At 64.2% G+C, this 21,088-nt stretch carries 8 protein-coding genes; 4 read left to right on the forward strand and 4 right to left on the reverse strand.

Features of this window, described 5'->3' with window-relative positions:
* Positions 1-5: 5 nt before the first annotated feature.
* The 4 genes from BMY06_RS04410 to BMY06_RS04425 form a co-directional block, all read right to left on the reverse strand.
* Positions 6-2,366, reverse strand: coding sequence for a condensation domain-containing protein (locus tag BMY06_RS04410; RefSeq protein WP_244144286.1), 2,361 nt, complete (start codon positions 2,364-2,366; stop codon positions 6-8).
* Between the two features lie 51 nt (positions 2,367-2,417).
* Positions 2,418-12,464, reverse strand: coding sequence for a hybrid non-ribosomal peptide synthetase/type I polyketide synthase (locus BMY06_RS04415; protein WP_074981678.1), 10,047 nt, complete (start codon positions 12,462-12,464; stop codon positions 2,418-2,420).
* A gap of 300 nt (positions 12,465-12,764) precedes the next feature.
* Positions 12,765-13,904, reverse strand: coding sequence for an acyltransferase family protein (locus BMY06_RS04420; protein WP_074981680.1), 1,140 nt, complete (start codon positions 13,902-13,904; stop codon positions 12,765-12,767).
* A 152-nt stretch (positions 13,905-14,056) separates the two neighbouring features.
* Positions 14,057-14,773 (reverse strand): 4'-phosphopantetheinyl transferase family protein, encoded by a 717-nt coding sequence (locus BMY06_RS04425; RefSeq protein ID WP_074981682.1) that lies wholly within the window; start codon positions 14,771-14,773, stop codon positions 14,057-14,059.
* A gap of 660 nt (positions 14,774-15,433) precedes the next feature.
* Between BMY06_RS04425 and BMY06_RS04430 the strand changes: the two genes are divergently transcribed.
* From BMY06_RS04430 to BMY06_RS04445, 4 genes are all read left to right on the forward strand, one after another.
* Positions 15,434-16,372, forward strand: coding sequence for a glycosyltransferase family 2 protein (locus BMY06_RS04430; protein ID WP_074981684.1), 939 nt, complete (start codon positions 15,434-15,436; stop codon positions 16,370-16,372).
* A gap of 259 nt (positions 16,373-16,631) precedes the next feature.
* The gene (locus BMY06_RS04435) at positions 16,632-18,506 is read left to right on the forward strand and encodes an HAD-IIIC family phosphatase (RefSeq protein WP_065057242.1); all 1,875 of its coding nucleotides are present in this window, start codon (positions 16,632-16,634) and stop codon (positions 18,504-18,506) included.
* A gap of 496 nt (positions 18,507-19,002) precedes the next feature.
* Entirely contained in the window at positions 19,003-19,989 is a 987-nt protein-coding gene (locus tag BMY06_RS04440; protein WP_074981686.1) for a cupin-like domain-containing protein, read from the forward strand.
* An 86-nt stretch (positions 19,990-20,075) separates the two neighbouring features.
* The gene (locus tag BMY06_RS04445) at positions 20,076-20,960 is read left to right on the forward strand and encodes a cupin-like domain-containing protein (protein ID WP_074981688.1); all 885 of its coding nucleotides are present in this window, start codon (positions 20,076-20,078) and stop codon (positions 20,958-20,960) included.
* The last annotated feature ends 128 nt before the right edge of the window (positions 20,961-21,088 follow it).

The raw sequence follows: 21,088 nt of genomic DNA on the forward strand, positions 1-21,088 counted from the left end.
TGTCGTCAGGCGTGCGCCGGGCGCGTGAAGGGAGCGGGCGCGTCGCGGTCGTCCGCGCTGTTCGCCGCGCTGCTGCTGACATCGCTGCGAACACCTTGCGTCTCGATGCCCGCCAGGCGGGTGCGCAATTGTTCGCCCATCACCGCCGAGCCCGCTGCGCGGAACATCTGGTTGTGCATGCCAGGCACTTCGGTCACGACCAGCTTGCCCGTCACCACGTCGCCCCAGCCCATGTCGTTCGCGAACAGACGTCCCTTGAGCACCTGCGCACTGCGGAAGATCTGCACGTTGCCGTCGTAAGGCGCGGGACGGTAGCGCGCCTGTTGCTCGCGCAGATAGCCGATATTGCGGCCATACCAGAGGTTTTCGTCGACCACGTTGCCGCCGGGATCCTGCTTCAGCAGGCCGAGCTTGAGGCCGATCTGGATCAGGCGGAACCAGCGTACCGTGCGGAATTGCTGGAGGAAATGGATCATCGACATTTCGCCGCGCCTCGTCGCGCGGAAGTCGCGCGGAATGTCGTCGCTGCGGACCTGAATCTTGCGCAGGATCTTGTCGTACCACGGCATCGATTCGCGATAGCCGGGCCGCCACGAGTCGTTGAGGATCACGAGTTCCACCGTGTCGCCTTCGCGCCGCATCTGATGAGCGGCTTCGAGCGCCATCGCGCCCAGCACGCAATAACCCATCAGGATGTACGGGCCTTCGGGCTGAATGCGCTTGATGAGGCGCACGGCGTCGGCGGCGATGTCCTCGAAGGCGCGCGGCGGGAAGTGCTGCGGCGTCTTCGGCACCATCGGCATGTCGACGATGGCGCGTTGCGCGCCCACCTGCTGCGCGAGTTCGTAGAACACGGCGACGTTGTTGAGCACGATGATGGGCGTCTGCGTGCCGTCCTCGTTGAAGCGCACGACGCTTTGCACCTTCGCATCCATCTCGGCCTGGCTGATGAAGGCGCTGTTGCCGACGCCCGCTGCGATTTGCGTCTGCGTTTGTGCCTGAACTTGAGAATGAACGGGTGCGGCTTTCTGCGCCGCCACCGGCGCCGTGATCTCCACTTTCTGCAGCACATCGCGCCACGTCGCGAGATGTGCGTCGATGGTGGCCACGTCGTAAAGATCGAGATCGCCTTCGCACGAAATGCGCCAGCCTTCCGGACGGCGCACCATGAAGAAGTTGAGGTCGTAGAGCGCGCCCGCGTTGAACGATGGCGAGGTGGTCGCGGCGAACGCGTCGCGGCGCACTTCGTCGCCCATGCCGACGAAGCTCTGCTGCAACGCGAAGTTCACCGAACACAGCGGCGGCCGATCCGTGCTTGCCGCTTCGCCGGCCATCTCGCGCATCTCCTCGAACGGCACGTGCAGATGTTCGATGGCGTCGCTGAGCTTCGCGCCGCATTGCGCGATCACCGAAGCGAGCGAGCTGTCCGGCGCGACGTCGAGGCGCAGGATCACCGTGTTGATCAGCGGTCCGATCACGCCTTCGAGTTCCTGCTGGTCGCGCACCGACATTTGCGTGCCGATGGCGACGCGCGCCGTGTTCGAGCTACCCGTGGCCTTCTGCAACGCCACGGCGAGACTCGCCGCCGCCACGCTGAACAGCGTCACGCCTTGCGCCTTCGCCGCCGCGATCAAATGCTCGCTCAGTTCGAGCGGCAGCAGGATCGAGCGAATTGCTCCCTGGAAGCGGCGCTCCTGCCCACGCGCGCGGTCGCCCGGCACGTCGAAGCGGCTGAAATCGCGCAGCTCGTTGCGCCAGTGCGCGCGCGCACGATCGAGCGCGCCGCTGGCGAGAAACTCCTCTTTCCACAGCGCGTAGTCGCCGTGATGCAGATCGACGTCGGCGTACGCGGCGTCCTTGCCCGCATGCAGCGCGGCGAGGCCTTCGACGAGTTCGCGCACGACAATCGCAAACGACCAGCCGTCCATCACGAGCGAATGGAAGGTCAGTTGCAGCTCGCCTTGCGTCGACGAACGCGGCAGCCACACGGCGCGGAAGTACGAGCGCGAGGCGAGATCGAACGGCGTGCGCGCCTGCTCGCCGCCCACGCGTTGCGCTTCGGCCAGCGCGGCCTGATCGTCGAGACCGCTCAGATCGATCACGTCGAGACGGAAGGGCGCGTCGCTCCACACCTGCTGACGCAACCCCGCGCCCGTCATCAGAAAACCGGTGCGCAGGATTTCGTGGCGCGCGACCAGATCGGCGAGCACCTGTTCGAGACTCGCGGCATTCAGCGGCCCCGACAGTTGCAGCCGGAACGCGATGTTCAGCGCCGACGCGTGCGGCGCGGCCTTCTGCTCATGCCAGAACCGCGTCTGGCAGGCGGTCGCCGGGAACAGCGCGTAGCCGCTATCCAACGCTGCCACGCTATCCGCTGCTTCCGTCGGCGCGATCTTCAACGCTATCCCGTTCATCGCTCACATGCCTCCTGCGTTGCGACGCTTGAAGTTGAGGATCGAGGGTCGCGCGACCGCGGCTACTTCGGCCACGGCTTCGACTTGCGCGCCATCGAGACTCGCCGCGAGTTGCGCGATCGAGACGTTCTTCATCAGTTGACGCGCATCGACGCCGAGACCGCGCTCGTTCATGCGGGCGACGATGCGGAACAGTTGCAGGCTGTCCGCGCCGAGGCTGAAGAACGGCTGATCGATGCCGATCTGCTGCACGCCGAGCACGTCCGACCAGATCGAGACGAGCGTGGCTTGCGTGGGCGTCAGCGCCGCGGGCTCGCTTGCGGGGCTTTCCGCTTCGACCGGCGCGGCCGTCTGCGGCACGGCCTTGAGCGTTGCATGCGCGGCCTGAGCCTGACGCGCGGGCGCGGCCACCATGTCGGCGCTCGGCACCGGCAGCGCCTTGCGGTCGAGCTTGCCGTTCTGCGTTTGCGGCAGCGCGTCGAGCACCATCCACAGCGTCGGGACCATGTAGGTCGGCAGTTCCATCGCCACGTACGCGGCGATCTCGCCGAGATCGGCCTTGCCTTGCTGCGTTTCGACGACATAACCGACGAGGCGCGGATGATCGTTGACCGTATGCAGCGCGACCGCCGCCGCCGCGACGCCCGGCGCTTTACGCAGCGCGGCCTCGATATCCTCGATCTCGATGCGGAAGCCGCGCAGCTTGATCTGCTGATCGCGGCGGCCCAGATGCTGGAGCGCGCCATCGGCCAGACGCTTCGCGAGGTCGCCGGTGCGATAGAGACGCGCGGGCGCCGCGCCTTCGACGGCGATGGTGCGGAACGCGGCGTCGGTGAGGTCGGGGCGGTTGAAGTAGCCCGTCGCGAGTCCTTCGCCGCCGATCCACAGTTCGCCGGTCACGCCTTCCGGCGCGAGACGCAGATCGTCGGTCAGCACATGCAGTTGCGTGTTCGCGAGCGGCGCGCCGAGCACGACGGCGCCGGTCGGCTGCACGCGCGCGGCGGCGGACCAGATCGTCGTTTCGGTCGGGCCGTAGAGGTTCCAGACTTCGGCGCCGGTGGCGAGCAGCGCATCGGCGAGATCACGCGGCAGCGGTTCGCCGCCGCAGAGAATCTTGAAGCCTTGCGGCGCCTTGAAACCGGCTTCGAGCAGCATGCGCCACAGCGACGGCGTGGCTTGCAATACCGTGGACGCCTGCGCCTTCAGTCGCGACACCAGCTCGTAACCCGTGCGCACTTCCGCGTGGCCCGCGACGAACACCTGGCCGCCGGTCACGAGCGGCAGGAACAGTTCGAGGCCCGAAATATCGAACGAGAACGTGGTCACGGCGACGATGCGGTCCTGCGCGGTGAAGCCCGGCTCCTGCGCCATCGAAAGCAGGAAGTTGCTCAGCGCGCGATGGGGAATTTCCACGCCCTTCGGCTGGCCCGTCGAACCCGAGGTGAAGATCACGTAGGCCGCATCGGCGTCCTGCACGCGGGGCAGCGCGACGCTTGCGTCCTGATGCTGCGCGAGCAGCGTTTCCAGTTCGAGCACGCGATGATCGCCCGGTTCCAGCACGGCGCGGCTGCCCGCGTCGCTGAGCACGGCGGCAATGCCCGCGCCGTCGAGAATCTGACGCAGGCGCGCAGCCGGCATCGTCATGTCGAGCGGCACGTAGGCGCAGCCCGTGCGCCACACGCCGATCATCGCGGCGACCGTCATCGCCGTGCGTTCCATCGCGATCGCGACGCGGCCGTGCTGGGCGATGCCTGCCGCTACGAGACGGCGTGCGATCTGATTGGCGCGCGCGTCGAGTTCGCTGTAGCTCAAGCTCGCGAATTCGTCGGCGACGGCGACGGCATCGGGCGTCTTCTTCGCCTGCGCGGCGATCAGCGCGGGCGTCGTCTGCGTGAGATCGTAGGCGCGCTGCGAGGCGTTCAGTTCGTCGCGCAGATGGCGGATCTCGGCGTCGCCGAGCAGCGGCAGCGTGGCGATGGACGTGTCGGCGTCGCGGGCGATCGCGCCCAGCAGCGTTTCGTAGTAACCGAGCCAGCGCTGGATCGTCGATTCGTCGTAGACGTCGGTGTTGAAGTCGCAATCGAGACGCAGGCCTTGCGCCGATTCGATCACGTTCAGGAACAGATCGAAGTTGCTATACGCCTTCGCGTTCGGCGCGAAGCGCGTGCTCACGCCCGCCATGTCGAGCTGCGAATCGACCTTCTCCAGATTGAATTGCAGATCGGTCAGCGGCAGGCGGCTGAAGTCGCGCTTGATGCCGAGGTCGCGGACCAGCGCGCCGTAGGTGTAGTTCTGGCGATCGCCCGCATCGTAGAGATGATCGCGCACGGCCTTCATGTGCGTGGCGAACGACTGCGCGCCGTCGAACTTCACGCGCAGCGGCAGGAAGTTCACGCAGTGGCCCGCGAGCAGCGCTTCGCCCGCTTGCGACTGGCCCGCCATCGGCGCGGCGATCACCACGTCGTCGCGGCCCGCGAGGCGGCCGAACAGCACTTGCGCTGCGCCGAACAGCGCGGCGAACAGCGAGCAGCCTTGTTTCGACGCGGTGGTCTTGACCTGCTTGAGCAGATCGGCGCTCAACAGACGCGTGGTCGATGCGCCATTGAAGCTCTTCACTTCGGGACGCGCGCGGTCGCCGGGCAAGTCGAGTTGGGGCGCGCCTTCGCGATGCAGATTCATCCAGAAGTCGCGCGTTTCCTGATCGACGCCGGCTTCGTCCTGCGCCTTCGCGAAAGCGAGGAAGCTCTGCACGTCATCGAGCTCGGCGGCCGTGCCCGAGACTTCGGCGGCATAGAGCGCCTGCAGATCGCGCAGGATGATGTTGATCGACCAGCCGTCGCAGATGATGTGATGCGCCGTGAACACGAAGGCCCACTTGTTTGCTTCGAGACGCACGAGCGCGGCGCGGGCCAGCGGCGCACGCGTGAGGTCGAAGACTTCGCGCGCTTCGGCGTCGACGAGCGCGGCGAGTTGCGCGTGCGCGTCGGCTTGCGTCGAGAGGTCGATCTGTTCGAGCGGCACGCGGGCGTCGGCATCGGCGAACATCGTGTCGCCGACGCGCGAGAAGTGCGCGCGCAGCGCATCGTGTCGCGCGACCGTCGCCGCGAACGCACGCTCGAAGGCGGCTTCGTTCAGATCGCCCGACAATTCCAGCGTGAACGATTCATTGAACGCGAGCGAAGCTTCATGGCTTTGCTGCGCCGACATCCAGATTTCCTTCTGCGGTTCGGTCAGCGGCGCTTGCGTCGGCGCGGGCGCTGCGGTTGCGGCTGCCGGAATCGATGCTGGCTGCGCCGTGCCGCCGAGAATGCCCGCGGCTTGCAGCGCGGCGATCGCTTCGACGAAGGCGTCGCCGATCTTGCGGATGTCTTCGTCGGAATGGCTTGTGGTCAGGAAGCACGGGAAGCCTTCCATGATGTGCACGCCGAGGAAGCGCATATACGCGTAGAACAGGCTGCCGAGGCGATCTTCGCCCGCGAAGCTGATGTAGAACCAGCTCGAGAAGGTCTCCGCGCGCGTGGCGATGCCCACCTTTTCCAGGTGCGTGTTGATGCGCTGCACGAGGCCGTCCATGCGCGCGCCGAGCGTTTCCTGCAGCGCGGGACCGGCTGCCTGCAGATGCAGCAGCACGGCCTTCATCGCGGCGAGCACGACCGGATGACGCACGAAGGTGCCTGCGAAGAACGTCGGCGGCACTTCGGGCACCGAGGCATCGCCGAATTGCCATTGGCCGCCGTCGAGCGCGTCCATGTATTGCGCGCTGCCCGCGAGCACGCCCACCGGCAGACCGCCGCCGACGACCTTGCCGTACGTGGCCATGTCGCCCTTGATGCCCCAGTAGCCTTGCATGCCGGCTGGGTGCACGCGGAAGCCCGTCACCACTTCGTCGACGATCAGCGCCGATTCGTTCGCGGCCGTCACGTCGCGCAGTTGCTGCACGAACTCCTTCGGACGCAGATTCGGATGGCGCGACTGCACCGGCTCGATCAGCACGGCGGCGATGTCGTCGATATTGGCCTTGATCCACTCCAGGCTTTCCGAGCGCGCGTAGGGCAGCACGACCATGTTGCCGACCGAGCTGTTCGGGATGCCGGGGGCGAGCGGGAACGCGCGCGGCACGCCGGCTTCGCTGCCCGGCTTGACGAGCACTTCGTCGAACTGGCCGTGATAGTCGCCGTCGAAGCAGACCACCTTGTCCTTGCCCGTCACCGTGCGCGCGAGACGCATCGCGGCCATCACGGCTTCCGAGCCCGTGTTGCAGAACGTGACGCGTTCGTGGCCGGTCATGTCGGCGAACATCTGCGCGACTTCGCCCGCGAGCGGCGATTGCGGTCCGATCGCGAAGCCTTCGGCCATTTGCGCGTTGACGGCCTCCACGACGAAGTCGGGCGTGTGGCCGAATGCGGTCTGGCCGTAGCCGTTCACGAGGTCGATGTATTCGTTGCCGTCGACGTCCCAGATCTTCGAGCCCTTCGAGCGTTGCGCGACGATCGGATAGACGAGTTCCTTCCATTCTTCGCGGAAGCCGCTCGCGGTGCGCGGGTCGGCGAGCACGGCGCGGTACGTCTGCGTGCGCGACTTCGACGTGGCGGTTTTGGCCGAGTAGCGCGTGGCGAGATCGGTGATGAAGGCGCTTTGCACGTCGGTCATCTGCGCCGAGGTCGTCGCGCCGGGCTTGTAGGCGGTGAAGCGCGTCGGGCGGTTTTCCTCGAACTTGATTTCGGGACCGGCGGCGTGGGCTGCTGCTGCGGGTGCTGCCGCTACGGGCGCTGCAACTGCTGCTGCAACCGGCGCTGCAACCGGTGTTGCAACTGCCGCCGGTGCCGCGATCGCCGCAACGGGCTGAGCGACGGCGACCGGCACGCCTTGCAGCACTTCGAGTTGACGCGTCATCAGCGACTGCATGGCGGCGATCTGATCGCGGATCACCGATTGCACGTCGCCCGTGACAGGCAGCGCGGTCACGGCGGTGACAGCAGTCGCAACCGGCGCGGCGACAGTCGATGCAGCGACCGGCGCGACAGCGATCGGCGCAGCCACTACCGCAGCCGTTTCAACCGGCGCGGGCGCGGCCACGGGTTCCGGATCGGGCGGCAGCGCGCCGTCGAGGAACTGCGCGAGCGCGGGCAGCGTCGGGTAGTCGCTCATGATCTGGCGGAAGCTGATCGTCACGTCGTAGCGGCGGCGCAACTGGCGCGAGACCTGACCCATGAACAGCGAGTCGTAGCCGAGATCCCAGAAGGTCACATCCGGATTGGACGTGTCCGGCGCCTCGCCCGACATTTCGGTGAGGAGCGACGCCAGTTCGGCGACGAGACGCGGCTTGCGGTCGATTTGAGCGGTTTGGGCCATGGCGGTCTGGGAATGGTCGGTAATCGCGTGAGTGGAAGCGGGCGTGGCAATCGCCGCCGCTTGCGTCTGTAGTTGCGTCTGTAGTTGCGTTTGTTCTTGCGTCGTTATTTGCGTTTGTTCTTGTGCGGCAGCGGGTCGAACGGCGGCCGTGGCGGGCGCGTCGATCCAGTGGCGTTCGGGTTCGAACGGATACGTCGGCAGCGCGATACGGCGCGCATCCGCGCCATGCAGCGCGCGCCAGTCCGGCGTCGCGCCGTTGAGCCAGAGCCGCCCGGTCGCTTCGGCAAGCACGCTCAGTTCGCGTTCGCGCTGCGCGAAATCGGGCAGCGAGGCGATGGCGGCTTGATAGCGGTCCTTCGTCAGCCCTTGCGTCGCGAAGGTCGCAAGCGTGCGGCCCGGGCCGATTTCGAGCAGCAGCGGCTTACCCTGCGCGGTAACGGTCGCGAGCGCATCGGCGAAACGCACCACGTCGCGGCAATGGCTGGCCCAGTAGCGGCCCGACACCGGACGATCGGACGCCGCCCATTGCCCCGTCACCGACGACACATACGGAATCTTCGGCGGCGCGAACGTCAGGCGGTCCGCGACCTTGGCCAGTTCTTCCACCACGCCGGACATCATGCGCGAGTGGAACGCGTGCGACGTATGCAGGCGCCGATGTTCGATATCGCGCGCCTTCAGCGTGGCCTCGAACGCTTCGATGGCCGCGAACGGACCGGCCACGACGCTCAGCGTCGGCGCGTTGATGGCGGCGAGATCGACGTCTTCGGGCAGCGCGGCGCGCAGTTCGGCTTCGGGCAGACGCACGACCAGCATCGCGCCCGGTTCGGCCGACTGCATCAGCGCGCCGCGTTGCGCGATCAGCCGCAGCGCGTCCTCGAATTCGATCGCTTCGGCCACGCAGGCCGCGACCAGTTCGCCGACGCTATGGCCGATCATCGCCGTCGGCCGCACGCCGCGCGAGATCCACAACTGCGCCAGCGCGTATTCGGTGAGGAACAGCGCGGGCTGCGCGTAGATCGTCGAGCGGATCGGATGCGGTGTGTCGTCGCCTTCGGGCACGTCGCCCAGCAGCATCGTGCGGATGTCGAGGCCGAGATGCGGCGCGAGCGCTTCCGCACCCTTGTCGATCCACTCGCGATACACCGGCTCGCTGCGATAGAGCGCCGCGCCCATGCCCGGATACTGCGCGCCCTGACCGGGGAACATGAAGACGACGGCGGGCGCGGCTTGCGGCGCCTGCGCTTCGAGCGCGCCTTTTTGCAGCTTCGCCTGCGCCTGATCGAGCGTTTCGGCGACGATCACCGCGCGATGCGAAAACGCGCGACGGCCCGTTTGCAGCGTCGCGGCCACGTCGGCGAGCGCGAGTGGCGGAGGGGACGCGAGCGGGTTGGCAAGATAATTGGCGAGATTCGCCTTCGCGCGTTCGAGCGCGGCCGCGCTGCGTGCCGAAATCGGCAGGATCTGCGGCGCGGGTTCGGCGTGCGTATCGGCGTGCGCATCGGCGCGTTCGCGCAGCGGCGCTTCTTCGAGCACGACGTGCACGTTCGTGCCGCCCACGCCGAACGAACTCACGCCCGCACGGCGCGGCGTCGAGCCCTCGGTCCATGCGCGCGCGGCCGTGTTGAAGTAGAACGGGCTGCGCGCCGCATCGATGCCCGGATTCGGCGACTGGAAATGCGAGAGCGGCGGCAGCGTGCGCTCGCGCAGCGCGAGCGACGCCGCGATCAGACCGGTGACGCCCGCGGCCGCATCGAGATGGCCGACGTTCGCCTTCGCGGACCCGAGCGCGCAGAACTGGCCGCCTTCCACGCCGCCCAGACGGAACGCCTGCACGAGCCCCGCGAATTCGATCGGATCGCCGAGCGGCGTGGCCGTGCCGTGCGCTTCCACATAGCCGATGGTCGCCGGATCGATGCCCGCTTCGGCGTGCGCGATGGCGATGGCGCGCGCCTGCGCGTCGACGCTCGGCGCGGTGAAGCCGACCTTGTCCGAGCCGTCGTTGTTCATGCCGACGCCGCGAATCACGGCGCTGATCGGATCGTTGTCGGCGAGCGCGTCTTCGAGGCGCTTGAGTAGCACCACGCCCGCGCCGCTGCCGAACACCGTGCCTTGCGCGTGCGCGTCGAACGGACGGCACACGCCGTCGGCCGCGCCCATGCCGCCTTCCTGGTAGAAGTAGCCGCGCTTCTGCGGGAAGGTGATCGACACGCCGCCGGCCAGCGCCATGTCGCAGCGTCCCGCGCGCAGATTTTCGACGGCGAGGCCGATCGCGGTGAGCGAGGTCGAGCAGGCCGTCTGCACCGAAATCGCCGGGCCTTTGAGACCGAGCTTGTACGCCGTGCGCGTGGCGACGAAATCGCCTGCGCCGACCAGCTTCTGATACTCGCCGATCTGGAACTGGCTCGTGAATTCGTCGATCACGGCGCGGTCGGAGAGCACGTGCTTGAGGAAGTACGTGTTCATCGACGTGCCTGCGAACACGCCGACCGCGCCCGCGACGGCGGCGGGATCGTAGCCCGCGTCCTCGAACGCTTCCCACGCGATTTCGAGGAACAGGCGCTGCTGCGGATCGGTCAGCGCGGCTTCGCGCGCGAGCATGCCGAAGAAGCCCGCGTCGAAACGATCGACGTCGGGCAGGATCGGGCGCGCCTTCACGTAGCTCGGATCGCGGCGCATGGCGTCGTCGAAACTGTCTTCGAGTTCCGACACATCGAAATGCGTGACGCAGTCGCGGCCCGCGAGCAGATTCGCCCACAGTTGCGCGACGTTGCGCGCGCCCGGAAAGCGTCCGGCCATGCCGATCACGGCGATGGCGCCGCTCGTCTGCGTGCGGCGCGCTTCGAGCTTGCCGCCTTGCGGCGCGCCGAGCGTGGCGCGCAGATGCGCGGCCAAAGCGTCGACGTTCGGATGGCGGAACAGATCGACGAGCGCAAGACCTTGCGTGACGTCGCGCGCGATGATCGCGTGCGCGCGCATCAGATCGAGCGAGCGCAGACCGAGGTCGAAGAAGTTCGCGCGACGGTCGACGGGCTTGCCGAGCAGACCTTCGAACACGGCGGCGAGCGGGTCGGCGAGGTCGTGCTCTTGCGATTGCGATTGCGTCTGAGTTTGCGTGCTTGCCGAAGGCGCGGCGGCGATATCGAGTTCCGCGAGCAACGCCTTGCGATTGATCTTGCCGTTCGGCGTGAGCGGGAAGTCGGGCAGCACGCGCAGTTCGGTCGGCACCATGTAATCGGGCAGCGCCGCTTTCAGATGCGTGCGCAGCGCGTCGACGAAGGCGGCAGCCGAAGCCGCGTCGGCCTTCACGAAGCCCGCGATCGCTTTGCCGTTGCGGCCTTCGAATGCAGCGACTGCCGCATCGGCGACGCCCGGCGCGACGCGCAGCGCATGTTCGATTTCATCGAGTTCGATGCGCTTGCCCGCGATCTTGATCTGCCGGTCGTTGCGGCCGAGGAAGTCGATCGCGCCGTCCGCGCGGCGGCGCACGAGGTCGCCGGTGCGATAGAGCTTCGCGCCTTGCGTGAAGACATCGTCGACGAATTTTTCGGCCGTCAATTCCGGACGATTCAGATAGCCGAGCGCCACGCCGTCGCCGCCCACCACGAGTTCGCCCACCTCGCCATCGGCGACCGGCGCGAGTTTGTCATCGACGATATACGCCTGCGTGCCGGCAATCGCGTAGCCGATCGGAATCGCGTCGCCATGTGCGAGCGCTTCGTCGCGCGGAATGCGAAAGCAGCACGAAAACGTGGTGTTTTCGGTCGGACCATAACCGTTGACGACTTGCACTGCGGCGTGCGCGTCCATCACTTTGCGCACGTGCAGCGGCGACAGCACGTCGCCGCCCGTGAGCACGTCGTGGAGCGGCGCGAACGCTTCGAGCCGATAGTCGGCGAGCGCGTTGAAGAGACCCGCCGTGAACCACGCGCTCGTCGCGCCGAGCCGCGCGATTTCGGCGGCGATGGCGTCGAGCGAAGGCTGGACTTCGTTGATGATCGCGGCGCATCCGCCGTTGAGCAGCGGGCCCCAGATTTCCAGCGTGCTTGCGTCGAACGCAAGCGGCGCGAGATTGAGCAAGCGCGTGTCCGGCGTGAGCGCGGTGAAGGTCTGGCCGTGCACGAGACGCAGGATCGCGCGATGCGGAACGATCACGCCCTTCGGCTTGCCGGTCGAACCCGACGTGTACATGATGTAGGCCGCGTCGTCGCGATCGCTCGCGTGCGGCGCGGCGGGCGCGGCGTGTTGCGCGGCGGCGATGAGTTCGGCGAGATCGACGGGCGCGCCGTATGCGCCGTGCGAATCGCCGGCGTTCGCGAGCGTGCTCGCATCGGCGATCACGAGTTTGGGCGCGCAATCGGCGACGATGAAATCGAGCTGCGCGCGCGGATAGGCCGGATCGAGCGGCACATAGACCGCGCCCACGCGCAGGATCGCGAGGATCAGCGCGAGCGTGTCGCGGCTGCGCGGCACCATGATCGCGCAGCGTTCGCCCGCGGCGAGCCCGCGTTCGCGCAAAACGGTTGCTAGCCGCGCCGAACGGTCGCCGAGATCGGCATAGCGCTCGTCGCCCGTTGCGTCGACGGCGGCAAGGCGATCGCCGAATTGCGCGCGTATCGTTTCGAAACGTGCAACGACGCCCGGTCCCGTCTCTGAGCCGCGTGGCGATGCAGCGGACAAATCATCGCGATGTGACATTTGCCGGTCTCCCAATAACTTTTGATCGGCCATCGGAAATCATTGGATCGTCGATTCGTCACCGTTTGCGCGATGCCCCGTTGCACCGCGGTGAGTTCACGACCTGAAGAAAAACCCCGTTACCGCTCGACTTGTTCTCGCCTGGCCGCGTGTTCAGCGGCCATCTGGGGGCGAGAAATATTCTGTAAGTCAAATTTAATTTTCTGAGGCGCGACTGTCCGTACGGCGTCGCACACACGGAGGCGCGGCGAGTCCTGCGCGCAACACCGCGTGCCGTTGCGCACGAACGTGCGCTGGCGCTCAGGCGGCGCCCGCCTGGCTCGCGGCAAGGCGGCGTCGCGCCGACGCGCGGCGCAGCACCGCAATGGCGGGGCGCTCGACCAGCAGATGGAACACGTAAGCGCTGGCGAGCGCGATGAAGAAACAGACGAAGGCCCAGAGGATGCTGACTTGACGCGTCGAATGCAGCAGCCAGGAAAACAGCGCGATGCAGACCGGCATGTGCACGATATAGAGCGAGTAGCTGAAGTCGCCGACTTTCTCGAGCGCGCGCATGACGAACGCGGGGCGCGGGCGGGCGTGCAGCAGCGCATCGAAGCAGGGCGTGAACGCGAGCGCCCAGGGCAGGCACCAGAGAATGCGCGCCTCGCGCGTCGACATGACGCCGCCCAGCACCAGCAACGGCGGCGTCGCAATCAGCAGCCAGCCGTGTGCGAGCCGCTGGCCGCGCACGTCGCGTTCGGCGATCCACGCGCCGAGATACCAGCAGGACCAGTAAGTCGTGAAGATCAGCACGCCGCGGCGGTCGAGCAGCGCATACGAGACGGCCGCGAGCGCCATCAGCGCGACGAGCGTGCGGTTCGGCCCGAGGCGGCGCTGCACGGCGAACAGCAGCGGGTAGAGCAGATAGAACTGCACTTCGAGCGAGAGCGTCCAGAGCGCGGTATTCGAGCCGTAGGTCGGCGCGACGATGCCTTGCAAGGCGAACAGATTCGCGACGAAGGTCCACAGACTGCCGTCGCCGAGCTGCGCGTCGTGCACGCGAAACTGAAGGCTGAAATTGTCGAGCGCCCAGGTCAGCAAGAGCGCGCAGAACAGCACAGGATAGATACGCACGAAGCGCCGCCACAGAAAGTCGTGCGTATCGAGCCGGAAGTGTGGATGGCGCGCGAGCCGCGCCGCCTGGCTGCGATGAATGCAGTAACCGCTGATGACGAAGAAAACCGGCACGCCGATCGGTCCCCAGACGAACGGAATCGTCAACCAGGCGAGCGCGGTGTCGAGCGAGAACGCAGGGTGTTGTCCGGATGCGTAGGCGCGTATGCCGATCCACGCAATCAGGCGGCAGTGGAATAACGCGACCGCGATCGCGGCGATACCTCGCATCGCCTCGATCGTGCGCGTGTTATCGGCGTCCTCGCCTGTGATGGCTTGGCTCATCGCTCGCCTCCCCTTGCGTGTGCCGCGCGAAGGAATTCGCGTCTTTTGCCACGCTGCTGGTCCGGGTGAAGCGATTGGAGCAAAGGGGCGCCGAAGCCTCTGTGCGCCGCCAGACATAGCGCGTGCGCATGAGACGAGCGCGCAGGGCTATTTCATCGGCGATTCATGAAGACGGGCGACCAGCCGGTATGGCGTGCGGCCACCGCGCCCGCGCAATCGGGCAGATCCGCGAGCGCGTGAACGCGCCAGTGCGCGGCTTCTTGCGCATCGCCGCCGACCCGGCACGGCGTGGTGTCGCCGCTGATCGCGAGATCGAATTCGAAATGATCGGGCGGCAGGATGAAGCCGGTGCCGAGCGCTTTCAGACAGGCTTCCTTGCGCGCCCAGGTTTCGAAGAACACCGCTTGCCGACGCGCGTCGGACAACGCGATGAATTGCGCGCGCTCGCGCGTGGAAAATACTTCGACAGGCAGGCTGTCTTCGAACGGCCGCACGATTTCCACGTCGATGCCGATCTCGATGCCGTTCGACACGGCGAGCGCCGCGCGGTTTTCGCTGTGGCTGAGATTGAAGCAGAGCGTCCAGTTTGCGGGCTGACTTGCGCAAAAGGGCTTGCCTTGCTCGCCGTAGTCGAGCGCGACCGCGTGCGCGGGGACACCGAGATAGGCGCCGAGCAAGCGGCGCAGTTCGCCGCGCCCCGCCACGAAGCGGCGGCGATGGCGTTCGAAACGGAATTTACCGGCGCGCTCGCGCTCGTGATCGGTGAGCGTCTGCCAGTCGCTGTCGAGCTGCGCGTCGTCTGCATCGAGATCCCAACGCCAGATGTGGACGTCTTGTGCGGTGGGCGGCGTGAGCGGGGAAACGGCCATTGAAAGCTAAAGGGTGGCTAACAGTAAGCGAAATGATTGTAAGACTCGGTTAGATATCCGGAAAGCGAATTCGCCCCCGAATTGTTGGCCATCCCACGGAACGCCGTCGGGCATCGGTCTTACGATCCTTGACAGCATAGCGCACGCGGCGACGGGAAAATGCAGAGCGTCGTTGCGTGCCTCGACGCCAACGTCGACCGGCTCCCCTGTGGCGGCGAGCCGTTAGACGCAGCCTCTCCTGACGGCTGAACGGGCGCATGTGCTGTTCCAGACAAGATGCGATGCCGATCCCGGTCCGAAAAGCATGGGGATTGCGCGTCGGCACGAATACGCAAGGTTTGCTGCGGCTCGAGGACGCGATCGACGTATGCCACGCGTGGCACGCGTTTGTCTGTGCGTTTGCTCGTCTGTTCGTCCATTGGCCGGCTTTGAATTGAATCGATCGGTCCCGGGTTGATTTTCCAGGACCGGGAACGCGCTCGGCCCGAAGAAACGATTTCACGGTTGCCGCTATTTGTGCAGTCAGGCGGATCGTAAAAGCGAATCGTTATTCGTAAATTGGCCTGGTGTCATTCAACGCCCGCCGGTATCGCCGCAGGGATGGGCTCTTCTTTGCTCTTCGCGTGAGGGATTTTTCGAAATTTTGATCCGAGGTGTGGGATGCGGCATGAGTGTGTATCCGGCTATAACGTGAGTGTGATAATTCCGCACTACAACAGTGTGGATTTATTGTGGATGGCGATCGAATCGATCTCCGCGCAAACGGTTATTCCGCACGAGATCATCGTGGTGGACGATGCGTCGGGCATGTCGTTCGACTTGCCGAGCCATTGCGGCGACGACATTGCGTTGCATCTGATTCGCGAGACCGTGAATCGCGGGGCCGCGTGGTGCCGAAACCGCGGCATCGAGGCGGCGACCGGCGACCTGATCGCCTTTCTGGACGCGGACGACCGCTGGCTGCCCGACAAGCTCGAACGGTGTCTCGCGGCCTTTGGCGCGCGGCCGTCGGAGAGCGAAGCGAAAGTGCTGTTCAGCAACGTGGTGCTGACCGATGGAAGCCGCCGCATGCTCGGCAATGCCGCGCCTTACGGCGGGCAGTCGATGCTCGATTTCATTCTGCTGGAGCGCGGCTATATCCAGACCTCGTCGATCATGATGTGGCGGCATCATTACCCGCTCATCAGTTTCGACGGGTCGTTGCGCCGCCATCAGGATTGGGATTTCGCGATCAATGCGCAATTGGCGGGCTGTGCGTTTGTGTATTTACATGACGCGCTGGTGGAATATTCACTAAGCGGCCGAGTGGACAAAATATCGCGCGTGCCGAGCAGTGAGCCGAGCCTGGTTTTTCTCGGGAAATATCACAAGCATATGTCGAAGTGGCATGTTTCCTCGTTCGTCTTCGACGTGCTGATTTACAAGAATATGAACTGGGTGATGCGGCTCGATTTCGTCGGACGAATCATGGCGGGTGAGATCGCGATTCCGGGAAAAGGGCGCGTACCGCTGTTCGCGCGGCTCGTGATCGGCCGCAGCGGCGTGAATCTGATCAAGCAGTTGCGCAGAAGAATTCAGCCCGGCAATTTGCCGGTTTGAGGGGATTGGCGGGTTTGGCGGTTTTGGCGATCTAAAGCGTGCAGCTTGTTTTGGGTCGGGCGGGCTTGTGTATGTCGGCGCACAGAGACCGCGGCTTGTCTCTGCTGTAATCGCCGAGCACACACGGGCAACGTTTGGACGAAGCGTGCGTATTGCACTTTTGCGCTATTGCGCAGGCTTCCGCAAGAACAGGCGCGTTGTTCTGCGCAACCGGTGTGCCTCCGTGCGGTTCAGAACGCTTTGACTCGAGGGGGCCGAAATGCGTCAATTTATCCGCGATTTCTTTTATACCTCCATCGCCGATAAACAGGTGAATTTGCCGCTGCCACCGACGTCGCTGGCCATCGATGCGCGCAAGCTCAATATTTTGCTGCTGGGTACGTGCGGCGTCGAGATTCTCGGCAAGCGCAGCGCGAACACCGGCCACAACATCCGGCACATCATCATGGGCTCGAAGCGTCACGAGCCGGTGCCGGTCGCTGCCGCGAACGACGACGTGGTGGTGGTGAACCTGACGTTGCGGCATATTCTGAGCGAGGCCGCGAACACGCCCGAGCCCGCTGTCGACATGCTCTTCGCGCGCCTGAAGTCCGACGACGAGGCGCGCGCGCTGCTGGCCAGCGTCGGCGAATTCATCGCGCTGAAGGTCGGCCAGCTCACGGCGAAAATCACCTCGGTGCCGATCCTGTTCATGTCGTTTTTCGAGCCGAGTTTCAATTACCTCGGCGACCTGATCGATCCATCGAGTTTGACGTCGCCCAGCTATCTGGTGCGCGAGATCAATCGGTTGTTGTTCGACGCGGTCCGCAAAACGAGCAACGGCTACTTTCTCGACGCCAACGAGATTCTGAATTTCGTTGGCCGCCGGCATTTGCAGGACGACGTGCTGCTGAGCAGTTCGCACGCTTCGTTTATCAACGATTGGGACTTCAAGCTCGACGCCAGCCGCTTGAATGCGCCGAAAGCGCTGATCAATATGGTGACGTATGAAGTGGCCTCGCGTGAATTCACGCTTGCGCTGCTCGCGCGCGTGGAAGCGATCGTCAAGATCGTGGCGCAGCGTAATCCGGTGAAACTGATTATCGTCGATCTGGACGACACGCTTTGGCGCGGCGTCGCTGCCGAAGGCGAGGGCCTGAATCCGTCCGAGCGAATCGAAGGCTGGCCGATCGGACTTGTCGAAGCGTTGTTGTTCTACAAGAAGCGCGGTGGTTTGCTCGCGATTTGCAGCAAGAACGACGAAGCGCCGACCATCGAGCGCTTCAACGCGATCTGGCGCGGCGCGATCACGCTCGACGATTTCGCGAGCGTGCGCATCAACTGGCAGCCGAAGTCGCAGAACATTCGCGAGATCATGAAGGAAGTGAATCTGCTGCCGGGCAATTGCGTGTTTATCGACGACAACGACCGTGAATTGTCGGAGGTAAAGGCGGCGATCCCCGAGATTCGCTGCTTGGGCGGCAATCACTACGACTGGCGGCGCATCATTTTGCGTTCGGCGGAAACGCAGGTGCCGGTCGTGACAGAGGAGTCGGCGCGGCGCACGGAACTCGTGCGCGCCATTTCGCAGCGCGAGGCCAGTGTGGAGGTGGAGAGCGGAGCGTCGCGCGAGGCATGGCTCGCGTCGTTGCAGCTTCGGCAGTCGTTTTATCTGATCAAAACGCCGAAATCGAAATACTTCGAGCGCGCATTCGAGTTGATCAACAAGACGAATCAATTCAATACCACGGGCAAGCGCTGGGAGAAGTCGGAGTTCGAGAAGTTCATCAGCAAGGGCGGCTATTGCATTGTTTCTTCGCTGCGCGACAAGCTGATCGACAACGGCATCATCTCCGTATGTCTGATCAAGTGCGAAAGCATCGTGCAAGTGGTGCTGTCGTGCCGCGTGTTCGGGCTGGGCGCGGAGCTGGTGGTGGGCGCGGTGGCGACCCGGCTGGCGCTGAAGGCACAGCCGCAGATTCGCGCGGAACTGGTGGACACCGGCAAGAACGCGACGTGTCACGACTACTTCGAGCGCATCGGTTTTTCGCAGACGCAAACTGGCTTGTTTTCCAGCGCGGCGAATGAATGGCCTTCGTACATTCAGATCGAGAATCTGGGGACGTCGGATTTTCCTCCTGTGCAGATTCAGTAGCGCGGAGGCGGGGCGCACGGCGAGCGATTGGCGCCGTGCATGCCCGACACGGCGGCGGTAACAGAAAATAGAACGAGAATGCCGCGCCGATATTGCGCTGATACCGCGCGAAATATGTTCCCAGTTTCCCCTTCCCTGGAAGCGCGCGTGCGTGCCACGCAGGTGCGCGTTCTACACTTTCCTCTCTCATCGTCCGGCGGCGAGCGGTTCACGCGCATGCGGCGCGACTGAATGAACGCCGGCTATCCGGCTGTCCGTGAACCTTCGCCTTTCAAATCGCAGATAGATTCTTTGCGATTATTTTGTTTTTCCCGACTGTTATCTGAATGTGCGCTTACGAACAGAAAGGGTTCGTGTGGCCGGTGTTTAATAGCACTATGGTAAATGCGGGAAATTCCGGGTAAGCGTCGGAAGGCGGGTGTTCGTCAGCGCACATCTGCAGGGTAGGGGCGATTGTAGCCTACAGGCAAATCTCCCCCTTCCCGTGAGGTCTGCCATGTCTACCCCCGACATTAGCGCTACGTGGGCGTTCGATCCGCACGAGCTTCCCGCAGACGGCAATCTTCTTCAAGCTTGTAAATCGGAATTTAAAAACAATTTCAATTGTAAACCATTCAAATTCAATCACTCATTGCATCGATCTGGATTGTTTGAGATTCCACGAATTATGGAAGTCGCTGAAAATATGATGAAAAAGAATGGCAATTTCTGCGCCATTAATTTCAGGCATGGCTCCGTGGCGAGCAAGTTCAGCGACATGCCGCACAGCAGCCAGTTGAGAGAAGCCTTCGCGCACGTGGGAGAAACCGCCACGTGGATCAAGCTGACGCAAGCCCAGTACTACGACCCCGAGTACGCGAAGGTACTGGACCAGGTGACCGAAGAACTCGAAGGCTTGTCGGACTTTCCGCTGCGCAGGGACATGACGTGGCGCACGATGACTTTACTCATCGCGTCGCCGAAGATCGCAACGCCTTTTCATATCGATCACGAGACCAACTTTCTGTTTCAGATCCAGGGAGCGAAAGATGTTTGTCTGTTCCCTGCGACCGATCGCGAGCTGGTTCCCGATCAGGAAGTCGAACGCTATTACGGCGGCAATTTCGAAGCCGCGCATTATCGTCAGGAAATGCAGGACCGCGGCACGATCTTCCGCATCGCACCCGGCGATGTGGTGCACCACCCGTCGCTGGCGCCGCATTGGGTGAGAAACGACAACAACGTGTCGGTGAGTATCAGCATCAGCTATTGCATGAAGTCACTCGAGCGTCGGGCGAGGGTGTACCAGGCGAATTACATTCTGCGCAAGTTTGGATTGAAGCCGCTCTCGCCAGGTGTGTCGCCGATCCGGGACAACCTGAAGCGACTGTTCATGTCGACGCTCGAACACCGCAATCCGAAGACCTTTGCGGAAGTCGTGCACGAGCCGTTGAACCGGTTTAAATCGCCGCTGAACGCAGCGCGGCGGATGGTCAGGCGCTGAGCAAATGCAGCGCGCCCGGCGCATCGGGCGATGGCGGCGCGATAAATGACTTTTCTGCGATTACTTTACGTTCGTGGGGGAAATTCATGTTGATCAACGACGCTCCCGTCCTGACCCGTCCGCTCTGGCAGACTGTCGATCCGCTCGCGCAATGTCGCCAGCAACTTCACAAGACGGCATTCGCGGCGCGCCATCCGCTCGCCGGGCATCCGCTCTTTTCGATCGAGGCGCTGACGAAAGTGGCCGAGTCGGCCTGCAAGCGCAGGGGCGATGTGTATGTCGACGCCGGCGATCTCACGCTGGCGGACAAGTGGGGAAGCACGCCCACGCCCAATATGACGATTCCGGAAATCATCGATCGAATCGAAACAGCAGGCGCGTGGCTCGTGATGAAGCACGTCGAAAAAGATCCGGTTTATAAAGCGCTCCTCGACGAGTATGAAGCGTTTGTGCGCGAGATTGCAGGGCCGGAGGGATCGAGGTTGTTGAGCAATGCGGAAATGCTGGTGTTCATTACTTCGCCGTGGCGCAAGACGCCTTTTCATTTCGATGCGGAAGTCAATTTCCTGGTGCAGATTCAAGGATCGAAGGATCTCTGGGTATGCGATCCCCTGGATCGCAGCGTCACCACGGAAGAGGAACTCGAACAATATTATTGTGGCGCGATGAATGCAGGGACTTATAAACCCCATGCCGAGGAGGTGGCGCGGCAATTCACGCTCCATCCGGGCGATGCCGTGCATATTCCCACGCACGGTGCACACTGGGTCAAGAACCACGACAACGTGTCGATTTCGCTGAGTCTCAATATGGAATTTCCGCAGCGTTATGGCGACGCATACCGGGCCAATCACTACATGCGCAAACTGGGTTTGAAGCCGCGTGCGCCGGGTGGATCGGAATGGCTGGACCGCTCGAAAGCGGCCACCGTGTATGGCCTGCGCAATATCCGATCGCTGCTCAAGCGATAAGCGGTATGGGCATTCGCACGCGATGAAAACCGGGTGCGAATGCTTATCGATGTATCGACATATCGGCCGCGAATGACATCGCCAGGACTTTTGGCCGGGAAGATTGCCCGATGCTTCCTTAAGAATTC

This window comes from Paraburkholderia tropica (assembly GCF_900109265.1).
In the GTDB taxonomy this organism is placed as follows: domain Bacteria; phylum Pseudomonadota; class Gammaproteobacteria; order Burkholderiales; family Burkholderiaceae; genus Paraburkholderia; species Paraburkholderia tropica.

Bases quoted from the DNA above. Each gene is read 5' to 3' on its own strand.
- BMY06_RS04420 (WP_074981680.1), bottom strand. From the start codon at position 13,904: ATGAGCCAAGCCATCACAGGCGAGGACGCCGATAACACGCGCACGATC.
- BMY06_RS04425 (WP_074981682.1), bottom strand. From the start codon at position 14,773: ATGGCCGTTTCCCCGCTCACGCCGCCCACCGCACAAGACGTCCACATC.
- BMY06_RS04445 (WP_074981688.1), top strand. From the start codon at position 20,076: ATGTTGATCAACGACGCTCCCGTCCTGACCCGTCCGCTCTGGCAGACT.
- BMY06_RS04435 (WP_065057242.1), top strand. From the start codon at position 16,632: ATGCGTCAATTTATCCGCGATTTCTTTTATACCTCCATCGCCGATAAA.
- BMY06_RS04440 (WP_074981686.1), top strand. From the start codon at position 19,003: ATGTCTACCCCCGACATTAGCGCTACGTGGGCGTTCGATCCGCACGAG.
- BMY06_RS04430 (WP_074981684.1), top strand. From the start codon at position 15,434: ATGCGGCATGAGTGTGTATCCGGCTATAACGTGAGTGTGATAATTCCG.
- BMY06_RS04415 (WP_074981678.1), bottom strand. From the start codon at position 12,464: ATGTCACATCGCGATGATTTGTCCGCTGCATCGCCACGCGGCTCAGAG.